General features: G+C 39.8%; 15 protein-coding genes. 10 read left to right on the forward strand and 5 right to left on the reverse strand.

Translation table 11 applies throughout. From position 1 onward, the window contains the following. Nucleotides 1-87 precede the first annotated feature (87 nt). Nucleotides 88-549 carry a YhcH/YjgK/YiaL family protein gene (locus FNZ24_RS00815; RefSeq protein WP_153912532.1) on the forward strand — a complete coding sequence of 154 codons (462 nt, stop codon included), beginning with the start codon at nucleotides 88-90 and terminating at the stop codon, nucleotides 547-549. A 75-nt stretch (nucleotides 550-624) separates the two neighbouring features. Here FNZ24_RS00815 and FNZ24_RS00820 read toward each other — a convergent pair whose 3' ends face one another. Continuing rightward, nucleotides 625-2,064, reverse strand: coding sequence for a sugar porter family MFS transporter (locus FNZ24_RS00820; protein WP_153912623.1), 1,440 nt, complete (start codon nucleotides 2,062-2,064; stop codon nucleotides 625-627). A gap of 231 nt (nucleotides 2,065-2,295) precedes the next feature. Between FNZ24_RS00820 and FNZ24_RS00825 the strand changes: the two genes are divergently transcribed. From FNZ24_RS00825 to FNZ24_RS00840, 4 genes are all read left to right on the forward strand, one after another. Beyond that, on the forward strand, nucleotides 2,296-4,584 hold the full coding sequence (locus FNZ24_RS00825; protein WP_153912533.1) for an aminotransferase class V-fold PLP-dependent enzyme: 2,289 nt from the start codon (nucleotides 2,296-2,298) through the stop codon (nucleotides 4,582-4,584). Nucleotides 4,585-5,742: 1,158 nt separating this feature from the next. After that, nucleotides 5,743-6,123, forward strand: a complete 381-nt coding sequence (locus FNZ24_RS00830; protein WP_153912534.1) for a hypothetical protein — start codon at nucleotides 5,743-5,745, stop codon at nucleotides 6,121-6,123. 108 nt (nucleotides 6,124-6,231) lie between these two features. Beyond that, entirely contained in the window at nucleotides 6,232-6,552 is a 321-nt protein-coding gene (locus FNZ24_RS00835; RefSeq protein WP_153912535.1) for a hypothetical protein, read from the forward strand. Nucleotides 6,553-6,860: 308 nt separating this feature from the next. After that, entirely contained in the window at nucleotides 6,861-7,781 is a 921-nt protein-coding gene (locus FNZ24_RS00840) for a manganese-dependent inorganic pyrophosphatase (protein WP_153912536.1), read from the forward strand. Nucleotides 7,782-7,901: 120 nt separating this feature from the next. Here FNZ24_RS00840 and FNZ24_RS00845 read toward each other — a convergent pair whose 3' ends face one another. After that, the gene (locus FNZ24_RS00845) at nucleotides 7,902-8,219 is read right to left on the reverse strand and encodes a hypothetical protein (protein ID WP_153912537.1); all 318 of its coding nucleotides are present in this window, start codon (nucleotides 8,217-8,219) and stop codon (nucleotides 7,902-7,904) included. Nucleotides 8,220-8,523: 304 nt separating this feature from the next. Between FNZ24_RS00845 and FNZ24_RS00850 the strand changes: the two genes are divergently transcribed. Continuing rightward, a complete protein-coding gene (locus FNZ24_RS00850; protein WP_228768324.1) occupies nucleotides 8,524-8,871 on the forward strand; it encodes a DUF4156 domain-containing protein in 348 nt (115 codons plus the stop codon). Nucleotides 8,872-9,098: 227 nt separating this feature from the next. Then, the gene (locus tag FNZ24_RS00855) at nucleotides 9,099-9,866 is read left to right on the forward strand and encodes a hypothetical protein (protein ID WP_153912538.1); all 768 of its coding nucleotides are present in this window, start codon (nucleotides 9,099-9,101) and stop codon (nucleotides 9,864-9,866) included. Between the two features lie 239 nt (nucleotides 9,867-10,105). On the opposite strand, the gene FNZ24_RS00860 is transcribed toward FNZ24_RS00855, so the two are convergent. Beyond that, complete coding sequence (locus FNZ24_RS00860; protein ID WP_153912539.1) at nucleotides 10,106-10,603, reverse strand: hypothetical protein; 498 nt, start codon at nucleotides 10,601-10,603, stop codon at nucleotides 10,106-10,108. A gap of 220 nt (nucleotides 10,604-10,823) precedes the next feature. After that, entirely contained in the window at nucleotides 10,824-12,104 is a 1,281-nt protein-coding gene (locus FNZ24_RS00865) for a glycerophosphodiester phosphodiesterase family protein (RefSeq protein ID WP_416384804.1), read from the reverse strand. A gap of 230 nt (nucleotides 12,105-12,334) precedes the next feature. Between FNZ24_RS00865 and mgrA the strand changes: the two genes are divergently transcribed. Both mgrA and FNZ24_RS00875 read left to right on the forward strand, forming a co-directional pair. Continuing rightward, the gene (mgrA, locus tag FNZ24_RS00870) at nucleotides 12,335-13,351 is read left to right on the forward strand and encodes an L-glyceraldehyde 3-phosphate reductase (RefSeq protein WP_153912541.1); all 1,017 of its coding nucleotides are present in this window, start codon (nucleotides 12,335-12,337) and stop codon (nucleotides 13,349-13,351) included. A gap of 10 nt (nucleotides 13,352-13,361) precedes the next feature. Beyond that, nucleotides 13,362-13,964 carry a protein tyrosine phosphatase family protein gene (locus FNZ24_RS00875; RefSeq protein ID WP_228768325.1) on the forward strand — a complete coding sequence of 201 codons (603 nt, stop codon included), beginning with the start codon at nucleotides 13,362-13,364 and terminating at the stop codon, nucleotides 13,962-13,964. Between the two features lie 41 nt (nucleotides 13,965-14,005). On the opposite strand, the gene FNZ24_RS00880 is transcribed toward FNZ24_RS00875, so the two are convergent. After that, the gene (locus FNZ24_RS00880) at nucleotides 14,006-14,797 is read right to left on the reverse strand and encodes a TetR/AcrR family transcriptional regulator (RefSeq protein ID WP_153912542.1); all 792 of its coding nucleotides are present in this window, start codon (nucleotides 14,795-14,797) and stop codon (nucleotides 14,006-14,008) included. A gap of 323 nt (nucleotides 14,798-15,120) precedes the next feature. Between FNZ24_RS00880 and FNZ24_RS00885 the strand changes: the two genes are divergently transcribed. Further along, nucleotides 15,121-16,632, forward strand: coding sequence for a flavocytochrome c (locus tag FNZ24_RS00885; RefSeq protein WP_153912543.1), 1,512 nt, complete (start codon nucleotides 15,121-15,123; stop codon nucleotides 16,630-16,632). Nucleotides 16,633-16,643 lie beyond the last annotated feature (11 nt).

A 16,643-nucleotide genomic window follows, 5' to 3' on the forward strand; every position in this document is an offset into this window, starting at 1 on the left:
GCAATTCCTGTGAGTAATAACAAGTTAATAGCGCCATCAAACTGAATAGGCGATAATAGTCATTCACTCAAACCCAGAGAAATCATCATGGTTGTCGACAGTCTTACTCACCACCAGCTATACCATGCGCTAAGCCCAAGGTTAGCTAAAGCCCTTAATCATTTAGCCGAAACTGATTTCACTCAAGCCGAAGTAGGCACATACCCGCTTGAAGGCAAAGACATTTTTGTCATCGTAAACGACTATCATACTAAGCCAAAGCACACAGAGCCTTTTGAAGTCCACCAGCAATATATCGATGTCCAGTATGTGGTAAGCGGTGAAGAAGAATTTGGTTATTTACCACTGGCAGAACAAACGCCACTGGCGCCATATCATCAAGAACATGACTTTACCGAATTTGATTATGAATCAAACAAAAATGATGCCGCTTTTATACCATTAAAAGCAGGCATGTTTGCCTTGTTCTTCCCAGGAGATATGCATATGCCTGGCACACTGGATACCCCGACTGCTGTCAGAAAAGTGGTTATAAAAGTAAAGGTATAACCCTAACCACAGACAGCAATAAGGCCACTTATCAGTGGCCTTATTTATCTCTACTGGAATAAATACTATTACTTGTTAGCCCTGCATCTGCTCTAACTCTCGGCCCTTAGTTTCATAGACATACTTAGCCACAAAACCAATCGAGATGACCGCAAAAATACAATAGAAACCGTACGCTCCTACTAAGCCCACTGAGGCTAACATGATTGGGAAAGTCATTGTGATGGCAAAGTTAGACCCCCACTGCACAAGCCCTGCCACAGCCAAGCCTGAACCACGGATTTGGTTAGGGAACATTTCTCCTAACATCACCCACATCACTGGCCCCCAAGACATGTTAAAGAAGAACACATAACCATTCGCTGCAATCAACGCAAGTGTCCCTAAATCACCTAAATCCAGATTACCACTTGCATCAACAGAGGCTGATGCGAAGGCAAACACCATTAAGGCTAATGTGACAGCCATACCAATAGAGCCCAACATTAAAAATGGCTTACGACCCACCTTATCAATCAAACTAATCGTGATGACACAGGCGGCAACACTCACCGCGCCACTAATGATATTAATCAGTAAAGCATCAGATTCTGAAAACCCAACGGCTTGCCATAATACGGCGCCATAATAGAACACCACGTTAATACCGACTAACTGCTGAAATGAAGCTAACCCAACACCAATCCAGACAATCTTTCGCACTTTACCTGAGTGCTTATCGATTAAATCGGATAGTTTAGGTTGGCTATCTGACTCTAAAGACTGCTTAATTTCAGTATACTTTTGGCTGCCAACTGCTTTGCCATAGAGTTTTTGTAGTACAGCTGTCGCTTGCTCTTTTCTGCCTCTTGTCACCAAAAACCTTGGACTTTCAGGGATAAAGAATAGTGCAACAAAGAAAATACTCGCGGGTATTAACTCAATCCAAAACATCCAGCGCCATGCTTCATAGCCTAACCAAAAGGTATCCGTAGATGAACCAGCTGTTTGCGCCAGAAAATAATTACTGACAAAAGCGGCGAATAAACCACTAATAATGGCAACCTGCTGAACAGTTGCTAGTGCACCGCGGTATCGAGCAGGTGCAACTTCAGCAATATAGGCTGGTGTCATAACAGAAGCTGCACCCACTGCTAAACCGCCTAAGATACGGTAAACGATAAATTCAATGGAACTGCCAGCAACGCCAGATCCCCATGCACTGACAATAAATAAAACTGCCGCAGAAATTAGTAATGCTCTGCGACCATATTTATCAGCTAATCGACCTGCAAAAAAAGCACCGACCGCGCAACCTAAAAGCATAGAGGCAACATTAAATCCAGTTCCCATGCTGTCTGATTCAAATGCTGTTCTTAACCCATCGACAGTGCCATTAATCACCCCACTGTCGAATCCAAATAAAAAACCACCAATCGTTGCAACGCAGCTAACAAGGATGACAAACAGTGTATTTTCTTGTTGTTCTTGTTGTTCTTGTTGTTCTTGTTCAAGATCCAATGGAACACTCCCCATATATTTAACGCATAAACTCCCCAAGTATCATCACCATACTAGAAATTATTGTTATCGGTAACATGCGGAAATGAGAATGTATTTTTGCGATAAAAAACAATTTATCAACTTAAATCTGCACAAAGCAAAAATGTGATCTTGATCGTTATTCTCAACCTGCTAATATAACCCCAAGAAATTAGTTATAACCAAAAGCTATATAGCATTTAATTAACAAACGAGTCGCTCACCATGAAAAATGCCACGCCACTAAGTCAGATCTATCTTGATGCTAATGCCACAACTCCAGTGCTTCCAGAAGCCGCAGCTGCAGCAATGAACAGTATGGAAGTGTTATTTGGCAATCCAAGTAGTAGCCATATTACTGGGCTTAAAGCGAAAGACTTAATGGAAACCACGCGTCAAAATGCCCAAAAAGTGATTGGCGCGGACACAGGTAAAGTCATTTTTACCAGTGGCGCCACCGAAGGTATTCAAACAGCCATTATCTCTGCTTTAGTTGAAGCGAAAAAACGAATTGAAGCAGACAAACTCAATGATGTGAGCACAAGTTATAGCTTGCTTTACGGTGCTACCGAACATAAAGCTGTGCCTGAGTCATTAAAGCATTGGAATCAAATATTAGGGATTAATGCCGAAATTAAAGCGATCCCAGTTGATCGTTTAGGCAATCTAGATAAACAATTTATCGCTGATGAAGCACCTAATGCTTTAATGATTTGCACTATGGCAGTTAATAACGAAACGGGTGTTTATCAAGACTTAGCAGAATTAGAGCAGGTGATCCGCAGCGCTAACAATGACATTTTCTGGATGGTAGATTGTGTTCAAGCACTAGGAAAAACCAAATTAAACCTCTCACAAACCAGCATTGACTACGCCCCTTTTAGTGGCCATAAACTCTACGCACCAAAAGGCATTGGTTTTGTATATATTCGCCAGTCAGCACCATTCACTTCAATCATTGCTGGCGGTGGCCAAGAAAGCGGGTTACGTTCAGGCACCGAAAACCTCCCAGGCATGGCCGCCATCAATGTGATTTTTGAAATGTTGTTGAATACCCAGCATAGTGCATTCGCTGATATCAAGACCCTAAGGGGTTATCAAACTCAGCTAGTTGATACGCTTAAAAGTGTTTTTCCAGCAGTGGTGTTTAATCACGATTTTAACAACAGCGTCCCGACCACCCTTAACTTTGCAATTGAAGGTTTTAGCAGCAAAGAAATCATGGATTTATTTGATGCCGCTAATATCCGCGTCAGTTCAGGCTCAGCTTGTTCATCAAAAGTCACTCGTAGCTTTGTATTAGACGCAATGGGGTTACCTGCATGGCAAAGTGAGGCAGCGATTCGAATGTCGTTCGGTCCAGCGATGACACAAGCTCAAGTCGATGAAGCTTGCCTGCGAATCAAGTCAGCGGCTAAAGCGTTAACTCACAGCTGCATGATATTAGATAATGGTGAAATTGATGATAAGCAGCCACTCAATGGGTTAGTTCAGCTACGCTCAGGTTCAAACTGCACTTGGGTTTACGCCGACCAGCAAAGCAAGCAAGCTTTCATTATCGATCCTTTGCCAGAGCTTAACGATCGTTTAGATACCCTACTGCAATGCCAGCAATTAGAGCTAATGGCCATTATCGATACCCATGGCCACGCCGATCACCAATCAGGCCGAACTTTCTTAGCCGATAAGCACCTACCTACTCAGCAAACTGATGCATTAGGTTGGCCACAAGCTTGTTTGCAGCATTCGCAACTTCAATACATTGAAATAGGTCATCAATGGCTAGTTAACGTCGCTACACCTGGTCACACCGGTGACAGCATGTCGCTATTGCTGTGCAGTCCATTCAAGGATAAAAACGATATCGAACAACAGTGTCAGTTTGCCTTTTGCGGCGACACCGTTTTAATGGGCAGCTTAGGTCGAACAAACTTTGATTCAAGTAGTGCAACTGACATGTTCTCAAGCCTTAAGCTGATACATAGCTTGATTGGTAGCAATACGCTTATATGTGCTAGCCATGATTATAATAATGAGTTTACAACTCATCTCAGCGCAGAATGTCAACGTAATCCACTTTTAAGAAATACCCTTAATGGACAGCTCGACGTAGACGGTTTTGAAAAGTTAAAAGCCGAGTTGGACAGCCATCTTTGCGATCAAACTGGCAGCGAAATTATGTGCGGAGCATTAACTGACAGCCAGTTAGCAGGGCAAGCTATTGTTGAATATAACCATCAGAGCTTGAACTATGCCTTAGCTAATGATGACGTCACATTAATTGATATCAGAGAACCTCACGAGTACGCACTGCAACACACTGAAGATTCCAGTGAAAACGTTCCGCTCACTCGCTTAGTGGACTTTATTCAACAACAGCAAGAGCAAAAGCATCGTAAATGGGTATTAGTCTGTCGCAGTGGAAGTCGCTCATTTGTAGCAGCTCAAGCTATGCAACGTTTAGGATTTGATAATGTTGCTCATCTTAAGGGCGGATACGCGTTGAGTAGTTAGTCGGTGTAAGGGTTAGCACTAATGGTATTCATCAAACCAATGAATGCCATTAAACCAGCCACTGGCGTAACCACATTCAATATGGTGTGTTTTTGTAAAGCCCTACCAAGCTTGAGTCCCAAAGCTTGTTTGCAGCTTTAGTCAGGTATTGATTTCTAGATTTGAATCAAAATCTAAATTTAGATCTTAGTGAAAGTCTAAATCAAAATCGTGGCACCTGATTTAGATCGTAAATTTCCAAACTCCGTTTGGGTTAAGGTCGTGGGTTTTCCACCCACGCCCGACCAAGAGGGTATCAACAGCAATACCCTCTTGGAGCACCCTGCCGCCCCTAACGAAAAATGCTGAAAAGCGCATGTTTTCAACGGGAATTGATCCAGCTTTAGACTTCGTTTGATTACTGCTTCGGCCTTATTCGAAAATGCTAACGCTTCCGATGGTGCATCCCTGCACCGCGAAAGCTAGCCTGACGTCCTGTCAGGCTCACGCTAATTTCATCAACGTCCTCAATTTAAATGGAGTCTTTTAAATGTAAGAACTACTAGCTTTGGCTCTTTAAATTATCACCAATGCAGTCAAATCGAAGAGACAATAAACCCAGTGTAGATACGTTCAAGACCTTCGAAAACATGGATGTTTTCGCAGAGCCCACATGGATGTGTTTACGGCGTGTCTTGGATGCATCTGCACATAAGCCTGCGGCAGGCAATAGATTAGATTGAAGTGATGGTCTTAAGTAATTGAGCCAATATAGATGAAGTACAAAACGGGTAACTCGTTTCTGCCCCAAAGCTTGTTAGCCTTTTATATATACCTGTATTTATATACAGTTATATATAAAAGGCTGTAATTGAGAGCATTTGCTTCTCGCTATGTAAAAGCAAAAATTCTCGGATTCACTAATCAAACAACCCTATATCATTGAAAAATTTGCGTTTTAGCCTAAAAGAAATTTACATAACGACCCAAGTTAATTCTCGGTTATCTCAATTCTCGGTTTTATCCAGTATTTAGTCGATTGATTTAAATTTTGATGGCTGTTAAGTTTTTAAAACTATTAATAAATTATGCTAAAAAGTGATTGAATTTTGGTAATTAGCCTAGGGGTGTTTATCGGAATTCTCGCTAATAAGCTGTTAGTTGCCTTAGGAGTCACAGTTGAATTTTGATGATTTGAATTCGATTATCGATACTGACAATGACCAAGAATTAAAGCTTACTTCTAACTATTGGGAAATCACTAAAAACTCCAATTCAGAATTAAAGCCTTGGTTATCTGAAGCTCAATTTAATCAGGTATTCTCAAATCTATTAGAGTATCAAAATAACGATACTGTGTTTGTATTTGAGTCTTTCGAGCGTATATTCAAAGATTCAGGTTTAACTAAAAGGTTAACTGAACAGCTGAATTTAAACTGGGCAAACTTTAATGCTTTTCAAAGTTCTACCGATATTCTTTATTTCTATATGGTTCCAAAAAGTTTAAATTGGGTTTTATATGCAAACAGAGACTTTTGGCAGTTTGCAAAAGGCAACTAACAAGTTACTCAAACGGACGCTAAACAGTTGGCTAGGGCTCGTTCCTCGCAATTTTAGCCAACAATTTCGCGCCGCTTAGTAAGGCGTTAGCTTACTAAATACATATATATGAAATGTTCGACTTTATTTGAAAATATAAAAAAGTATTGGCCTAATGAGCTTGTGATTGACGAAAACAATCCAGATCAATTAAATCAACTGTATTGGAGTGTTGAGGAAAAAATCGATCACGAAAAAGAGCATTGGCTTAGCGTTTCTGCATGGGCATTTCATCAAGCTATAGATGAATTTATAGATTCAGAAATAGCAAGTGGTAAAAGTGTTATACAAATGTCACAGATGCCAATGCAACTATTTAATAAACAAGTACTTTTCAATTTAGACGATGATGATTGGAAAGAAGAACGTTCTGAGTATGAGCAGTCGTAAGCTAACAAGAGACTATGGTTACTCTTACCCTTAAACTCTCTAAATCTTCTACATTGTTCTTGTCCAAATATTTGTTAGTGTTTATGAAGCCAACATCGGTAATAAAGTAACATGCCTAATGAGCTGGTTTATCAATGGCAACCTATTTCTCTGCTTATCCTTGTTGCACGATTAAACGCTAGCTTTTCCCTCGTAATCAGCAGTCATTGCTGCGCTGTCCGCGCTTAAAAACCACTTCAGGCTTTTTAGTTATTGGTCGCTTGGTGATTTCTTGTTAAAATCGCTGCAAATTTATAGGAGCGTTTCAAATGGCAATGTATGTAGTGGGTCACAAGATCCCAGATTCAGATTCAATCTGCGGTGCTATCGCACTAGCTTACTTAAAAAATCAAATCGATGAGCCTGCAATCGCAGCGCGTTTAGGCGAACTTTCACCTGAAACCGCCTATATCTTAGATAGATTCGGTTTCGACGCACCAGAGTTCAAAGAAAGCTATGCTGGCGAAGAAGTGTATATTGTTGATCATTCTGAATTAACGCAAGCACCAGATGATATCGCTGAAGCCACAATCGTAGGTATTGTTGATCATCACAAATTAGGTGACTTAACCACTTCTACACCACTAGAATGTTGGATCCGCCCTGTTGGTTGTTCAAACACTGTCATTAAAATGATGTACGACTTCTACCAAGTAGAAATCCCAGCAAACATCGCTGGCATCATGATGTGCGCAATTTTAAGTGACACAGTTATCTTCAAATCACCAACTTGCACCACTGCTGATATCCGCTGTGTTGAAGCATTAGCTGAAATCGCTGGCATCGAAGACTTTAAAGAAGTGGGCATGGAAATGTTCAAAGTGAAGTCTGCGGTAGATGGCACTCCTGCACGTGACCTTGTTATGCGTGACTTTAAAGACTTCAACATGAACGGTAACCTTGTCGGTATCGGTCAACTAGAAGTGATCGACCTAGCTGTATTTGATGATATTAAAGCTGAGTTAGAAGCTGATATTGCAGCACTTAAAGCGGAAGGTAATCGTCACAGCGTATTATTACTGCTTACCGATATCATGAAAGAAGGCTCTGAAATGCTCGTCGTTTCAGACAATGCTGACTTAACTGAACAAGCATACGGTAAAGCAACTGTTGATGGTCGAGTGTGGTTAGACGGTGTATTAAGCCGTAAGAAACAAGTCGTTCCTTCACTGCAAGATGTGTTTGCCTAAGCTGTTTCGGCAATATTAATCAACATCTTATAAAGCAAAAAGCTGAGTCCTTTGATTCAGCTTTTTCGTATTAAGATATTAAGCTTTTCTCTTCTTTCTACTTCTTACTCATTTTGTTTATCAAACTGTAAGAAGCTCAATCCAAGCTTCTGAATCTGCCACCATAAATTTATAGCTTTTATGATTATTCAGCTCAATTTTTATAGCATCAGCTGTCACAGGTAAAATACCACCGCCTGTACCCCAGCATTTTTCCACCTTTTCAATTTCATCAAGCGCTATTTCATAAGGTCCCATTTCAAATATCTTATTTGAGGCCTCAAAACATAAACGACTTTCTGTTAGCGATAATTTTCCATCACCACTGAAAGCACCATTTTGTGCAGTAGCAAATGTGGATTTGATAATTGTTTCATGACCAAAATCTATCGCGCTCATTCATTGTTCCTTATCATCTTGTGACAATATTAAGAATCTACAATTTGTCTTTATTAAACTAAATTCCATTTAGATACATTAATAACAGGCTTTCTAATGGCTACAATGAGAGTTTTTAATCGAATAAAAAAACAGCTACTTACTAACTTATATGTACTGACTAAATCACCATAATCAAGTAGTTTAATAACAAGATACTTAATGCTTTCTCAACACTATTTGTTAGTACTTTTTAACCTCTCAAATATAAGTATAGACAGCCATAGCTGAACAGCCATTGAACCAAGCAAATATGGACAAGAAAATGATGAAAAGCCCTCAATCAGTATATCCAAAACTCGCTGTAGCCTTCGCTATGATGACAAGCCTAAGCGCTTGTATTACCTTACCAAATACTCAGACTGAAGAGGTATCAGTGCTATGGTCTGAGCAAGGGAATATGGATGTTTGTGAACTAAAAGGCACTTTGATTGGATCTCAAGGCCATTGGTATGACTATCTATTTATTTCAAATAAAGATTTAACTCAAGGTGCTATTAACCAGCTACGCAATGAAGCCAGCGATATGGGCGCTAACACGGTTTTCCTTTATAAACCTAAAACCTTTGCCACGTCAGTGACATTTTTAGCTAACGCTTATGTGTGTCCTTGACTCACTTTAGATTAAAGCTTGAAATGGAGTCATTTCTACATGATAAAACTAATACTTAGATACTTAGATACTTAGATACTTAGATACTTAGTTACTTAGTTACTTAGTTACTTAGTTACTTAGAGCTATAGACTTTTACAACCAAATCTTTATAGACTAAAACAAATAATCTAATCAAGATTACAAATACTTAAACGGACTTAAGAATTTACTTTAAAAGGAATTTTATGAAACGCTTTTTATCTATTAGTTGTTCATTTGTACTGGGCATTATTTCAACTCTACTTTTTCAAAACCTGACAAATCCCCCACTAAAAATTAACTCAAAAAATCAAGAGTTAAGCTCGAGCCAAAATCAATACAAACAATTCGAGAGGTCAACTCAACAATTAACTCAAAAACAAATTAATCTAGAAAACAACGCAAAAGATTCAAGAATAAAAATGGAGTCATCTTCTACAACCGTTCTTGAATCAAAAGCTTCAGATATTGAAGATACAACGACTAAAAGCCATGAACTAAGAAATAATGAAAGCCACTCTAACATCAAGGCTACAGAACTTGCGCAGCAACCAGAGCAACTTGAAACCTACCTTACCAATGATGAGCTACAAGCCGTATTACCAGAAACATTCGCTAATTGGATTTTTGAATCAAAAAATCCCAAATTAGTGTCTACTTATCAGGATTTCTATAGCGAAACAATAGACTATGATTGGGCAATAGATATACAAACTCGAATTAGTGATTTCTTCAAGTTGCATCCTAATGTAGATAACCTCAAAGAGTTTAAAGTAACTTGTAAATCCAATACTTGTGAAATATGGGCGTTTACTCAAGATGCATCTGGGCTCATGCCAATTTTTAGAGACTTAGTCAGTGAGTCTTGGTTTCGAAGCAGCTTTAAACTTCCCGTAGAATATAGTGGACAGCAAGTAACAGCAGAGTTTGGAGAGAGTTCTTACATGTTATTGACAAGAAAAGTCGATAATTAACCATATGGTATTAAAAGGTAATTAACAATTTCTAAAGAGATACTAATTTCTAGCAGAGTGATATTACTTAATCATTTTATACCAATTTAGAACCTTCAGCATTTCTGGGAATTTTGTAGCCAAGACTTTATATGCCCAAAGTCGATATGATAGAGGTTAAGCTAACCTTGTTGCAGGGCTATTTAGATAGCCCTGCAACAAGGTGTTACTTTGCGGAAGTTACATAATAGATAACACGTCTACTTTAAAACCTTAAGAGAGCCTAAAAACAATTGCGAACTTCTTTTAGGAATATCACCCTCCCCAAAAAAAACGATTTGACTCACTAGGCTATCATCTAAGTGAATAAAACGTTGCGTGACATTTCGGCCCTCATAAATCAAATGATATTCATCGCCCAAATAATCCATCACATAAATATTATTCGATGAGATTAATTCAGCACCTTTTTTGATTAAGGAAGCTGGACCAGACTGCGCATGTAATATGCTTTCACCGCGAAATACACTGATTCCATACTCAACATTTTCCCTTCTTAATCGCACCATTTCAATTTGTAAATTTTCAACACTGATATTCTCAACTTTAGGCTTATCAGGGAACTTTACCACCACATTATCAGAGTCAAATTGATACTGAAGCCAATTCTGACCATCTACCTGTTCCTTCGTGTTGAAGTGTTTATATATAACCATTGCGATAATGCCAATTAAGGCAAATTTTATAATTTTTCCCACTCTAAATCCCTTTAGATTAGCTGATGTATAAACTTGAATCTAAGCTAACTTAACCAATTTGATAAAACAAATATTTGTGTGGGACCCATTACGATCAATTAGATTAATGACTTAGTAACTAATTGCTAAATGGGAGTATTTTTAAAGACGTTATACCCAAAGTCTAAAACCACCAAATATATTAATTAACTCAACACATTTGGCGGAAAAATCTTACGTATTAAATACCGACGCAGTTAGCATAATAAGTGACGGTGGCGGGCCAGTCTGAAAACACGCCCATAACACCGACTTCTTTTGTTAACACATCCAGTAATTCAAATGCATCACCTTCATTATCGACAGCATCAGTTATCGATTGATAATACCAACCGCCTGCGCCTTGGGTTAATAAACCAGAACGCTCTAACGTCCAAGTAATAATATTCAATCCAGCCGCTTTAGCTGCGACAGCATACTCTGAGGGAACTATTTGATTCTCGGCATCTAGCGTCACCAACACCCATAACGGCGGAGCAACAATCTTGACTCCTTCATTCGCAAGCTCATCCATAGTCGGTGACCAAGTCATGCTGTTTTGAGGATCAAAATCAGCAAGATCATAACGATCATCTAGATATACGGCTTGATCGGCAAAGTCTGGGGTATTCGAAATCCAATATTTCACATCATCTAAATTAAATGACTGCGGATACACCATTGCAGGACTGACATCTGCTGCCACATATTCATCTAACATTTTTTGGGCATAATCTTGCTGACTAAAACCATCAAATGGCATCACTACACTGGCGGACTTTAGTTCTGGTGTCATTTTGACTCCTGCCGCTTTAAACATAGTGATACTTTCAGCATGGGTCATTAGAGTACCGCTACCTGAGTATAAATCGGTGCGCCAGTTAGCCGTTCCAGCCATAAACTCTTCAACGGTTGTGGCATTCGGGTTCGCCCCATCCATTTTACCTTCAAGCATTTTAAACTCAGCCAAGGTGATATCGCTGGTGCAGCATTGCGCCGTCGCCATAACACCATTTGCTAAGTCTGCAGGGCTGAAAGGGACTGAACATTTTGCAGCAAGTTCTGGTATCGCTAAAATATTAGTTGTTGTCGCCAAATCACATTGCGAATGTCGGCAAACAAGCTCTTTGTCTTGGGTAAAAGTGACATCACACTCAACAATCCCTGCGCCTGAATCAATCGCAGCTTGATATGACTCTTTAGTATGCTCAGGAAACTGCATTGCCGCGCCGCGATGACCGATGGAAAAGTCATGTCGATACATAACATCACCTGCGCATTGAGCTAACTGCGCTTTAAGATCACTCTCTTGCATTTGCTCAACTAGAAAAGTCGGCCTAGGACCTACACTCACAACAACTGTTCGATTTAACAATGGACTAACTTCACCTGCTTCATTATTGTCATCGTCGTCATTACAACCTGAAATCAACAACAAACTCCCTACCATCCCTACTAGGGCAAGTTTGTTTATCCTTTTCATCAACATTTTTAGCTCCATTTAAATTTGAAACACTTACCACAAAGCAGTAAATGCTTTGTGTAAGTGATAAGGGGTAATGTAACCTTGCATAAGCTAAACAGAATATGTGACTATAAAAACAACAAAATATGACAATAATTAGTTATTACGAATATACGTTTTTCGTTATCGTATTTGGATAATTATGGTTAATCTCAACCGTAACTAACGACTCATTTTTAGGATGATAAATGATCACTCACGAGCCAACGCCTCATTACCTTGCCAACCCTGATAGATATAAAAACATGGCCTTTGAACGTTGTGGCCGAAGTGGTATTCGATTACCGAAGTTATCCTTAGGCTTGTGGCAAAACTTTGGGGCAGATGATTCGCAAAGTAATGCCCGCAGCATGCTGCAAACGGCTTTTGATGCTGGTATCACCCATTTTGATTTAGCCAATAACTACGGGCCACATTACGGTGCAGCCGAGTCAACATTTGGGGCTATTTATCAGCAAGACTTTAAGCAATATCGTGATGAGTTAATTATTTCTAGTAAAGCTGGTTATGACATGTGGCCAGGGCCATATGGTATGGGGGGGTCACGTAAATATTTAGTCGCAAGTTGCGATCAAAGCCTCAAACGTACTGGGCTTGAGTATTTTGATATTTTTTATCATCACTGTATGGATCCAGACACTCCCATAGAAGAAACCATGCAAGCATTAGATTATATCGTCCGTTCAGGACGTGCTTTGTATGTAGGAATCTCAAATTATCAGCCAGCACAAACTCAGCAAGCGGTAAAAATACTACGTGAATTAGGCACACCACTGCTGATCCATCAGCCACGGTATAATATGTTCGATCGCTGGATTGAAGATGGTTTAACCCAAGTGCTACAAGATGAAGGCGTTGGTTCAATTGTGTTCTCACCTTTAACTCAAGGGGTGTTAACTGATAAATATCTTAAAGGGATCCCGCAGGACTCGCGCGCAGCGCAGCATCACCAGATTTATTTAGCTGATAAAGACATCACCCCTGCAAGGCTAAACAAAGTGACCGCATTAAACGAATTAGCACAACGACGTCAGCAATCACTAGCGCAAATGGCCATCGCATGGACACTAAATAATAATGCTGTTACTAGCTGTTTAATTGGCGCCAGTCGCCCAGCCCAAATTACTGATTCAGTAAAAGCACTTAATCATCTTGAATTTAGCATCGATGAAATATCTCTTATTAATACCATCCTAAAGGAATAGGACTCAAACCATGAATAACGACACCAGCTTTCAGCAATACCTTAACACTACCTTGGCAAAAACAATGACAAAATGCGCGTTAATTGGGACACTTTTGATGACAATAATTAATCCGGTTGCCGCTGAGATAAACCCAACTCATCTAGATGATATCAAAGCAATAAAAATCAATAACAACCAGGTCATCACCGCAGGGCTGCCCACTAAAAGTGAATTTACTATGCTTGCAGATGCGGGGGTTGAAGTCGTGATCAATTTAATTCCCACCAATAACCCTAACTACTTGCAGCAAGAAGCAGACTTAGTCGAAAAGTCAGGCATGAAGTACGAAAATATTGAAGTGGATTGGCAACAGCCGACAATTGAAGACGTTGAGCAGTTTTTTACAGTGATGGAACGTCATAACGACAAATCGATATTGGTACATTGCGCGGCAAACTATCGCGCCTCAGCATTTTACTATTTGTACTTAGCTACCCAAGGTATCGATGTTTCTGGAGAAGTACTAGAAGATACATTATCGCCTTGGGGGAACTTACAACAAAGCTTTGCTAAATATCCACAATGGCAAGCACTCATTGAACAAGTAAAGATCAAATATGCAAATCAATAACCTAAGCGTTTAAAGGAAATTATCAGTGGCTTGCCTACACCTTAGCAGCTTGCACTTGAGTGACTTAAGCAGCCACGATGATGTCCATCAAGTTTAGCGGATAATGCTTTGCACGAACTGCAGCTTAAGCGCCTTTTATAGTTCTTTTCAAAAAACTCTGAAGTTCTATTTTCTAGGCTCTGGAACAATTCTTGGTTGAGTGCCGTTTGCCACTGATATTGAGCCATCAATCTCGATAAGTGGCGGTAACATGTTGTAGATTGATCTGACAAAAACTCTGGTGAAATTAATTTACTCTCAAATTGAGTCAGTGAGCCTGTTAAATAAAAAGTTATCCCTTGAACCAACTCCTTGGCTTGTAAAGGTGTTGCTGTTAACTCACCATTTTCAATAGCTAATTGCACCGCATCAGTTAACCATTGCCAAAACGAATTAATACGTTGTTTGAATAGTTTTACCTTTTCATCACTGGCTAACTTCCAAATCATTGCATTGACCGATACAGAACGTAAGGTAAAAAAGCTTCTGCTCCTTTTTATGGTTTCAAAAGTAAATAAAATAGGTAGCAGTAATCTTTCTTGCGCAGATAGTAGAGGGTTTTGTTCTACAAATAGCGGCATGTAATTTGAAGTCGCACTTCGTAAAAACAAACACACTAATACATCTTCTTTGCGTTCAAATAACTTATACAAAGTCCCCGTTGAGCAGCCGACATCTTTGGCTATTTGTGAGAATTTAAATGACACAATCCCTTGGGACTCAATCAAAAGCTCAGCGACATCTAGAATTTGGTCACAGCGAAGTTGAGTCAATGTTTCTGTAGGACATTTCATAATGCACACCTAATATTTGATTAACTCAATTATCATCCTTATTACTCTTTATAGGTATAAAATCGATAGATAATCGGGATTAAGTTCACGCTAGCTAGGCTTTTTGATTGGTCTTTGTGATTCAGTTCATATCTTATTTCAATAGTGATAATTAACCCCTGTTTATTCCCGTAAAAAAGAACTGATAACTCAGAAGCTCATGAACAATGTTCTTGACCCACTTCACGAATAAAATTGCCCCCCCAAAAAAAGCGTGATGCCATTCAAATTTGGACGGCATCAATTTGTTTATCTTAGTCGCATCAAAATGCGAGGAAAGATAAATGCACAACAGACGTAACTTTTTAAAATTAAGCGCAGGTGCCGCAATCGGCGGATTAACTGCAGCCATGCCAGCTAGCGCACAACAAAGTCAATGTGAAGAAATTAACTGGGATGAATCAGTTGATGTTCTTGTTGTTGGTTCTGGGTTTGCAGGACTATCGGCTGCTATTAATGCCAAAAAGCAGCAAATCGGTAGTGTACTTGTATTAGAAAAAATGCAGGTAATTGGTGGTAATTCTGCAATTAATGGCGGTTGGTTAGCGATTCCTCAAAATCCAATTCAATTAGCTCAAGGTATTAACGATGATTCTCCAGAAGAATTAGTTAAAGACCAAATTATCTCAGGCAGAGGCATGCAAAATGTCGATATGCTGAGAACCATCGCGAATCGTTCATTAGATTCTTATGACCTATGTATTGAAACCGGCGTTAAATTTCGCGAAGGATTTAACATCCAAGTGGGTGGTCATAATAAAGCGCGCGCTATCAGAACTCAGCATGGTACTGGCGGTGATATCACCACTAAATTATTCGAAGCAGGTAAAAAGGTAGGCGTGGAATATCGCTTACAACATTACATTGAAGACTTCATTATGAACGGCCAAGAGATCGTTGGTGTGAAGGTTAGACAGAATTATCGTTACCCAGATCTGAAAACTGGTAAAACAATCTATATCAAGGCCAACAAAGCCGTTATCCTCGCGCACGGTGGTTTTGCCCAGAATATGGAATTACGCCAAATGGTCGATCCATCACTGGATCCAACATTAGATTGCACCAATGCTCACGGCGCTACAGGTGAAGTAACCTTAACCGCAATGGCCAACGGCGCCCTACCTGTCCACATGAACTTAATCCAAACGGGTCATTGGGGTTCTCCTGATGAAGGCGGATTCGGCTGGTCGAATGCATTACTTTCGATCGGTTGGCACCAAGGTGCAGCTATTAGTGTGCTTAATGGCAAACGCTTTATGGATGAGCGCGCAGATCGCAAGACCTGCTCAGAAGCGATTATGAAAAATCGTTATGAAGACAACAGTCCAGCCTACCCAATTGTGCTGTTCAACTATGAAAACTACAAAGACGACGACCGCGTTGTTCGTTCATTACGTGACGAAATGGCTTGGAAATTGGACACATTGGATGATGTTGCCAAGAAGTTTGATATTTCTGCGACAGCCTTAAAAGACACAATTGCTGAATATAACCAGCATGTTGTAGACAGAAAGGATCCGTTATTCAACCGTAAGATGGACACTGCTGAGGTTTTAACAGGGCCATTTGTTGTTTCACGTATTTGGCCAAAAGTGCATTACTGCATGGGTGGATTAAAAACAGATTTAGGTGGCCGCGTGATTGATGGTCGCTCAATGAAACCGATTAGAAAAATGTATGCCATCGGTGAAGCTACTGGCGGCATTCATGGTGAAGCTCGCTTAAGTTCGACCTCATGTCTTGAGTGCTTAGCGATGGGCATTATCGTTTCTGAAACTATTAAATCTGATCTGTAGGCTGAACCACC

It is taken from the genome of Shewanella sp. TC10, from assembly GCF_009663145.1.
GTDB lineage: Bacteria > Pseudomonadota > Gammaproteobacteria > Enterobacterales > Shewanellaceae > Shewanella.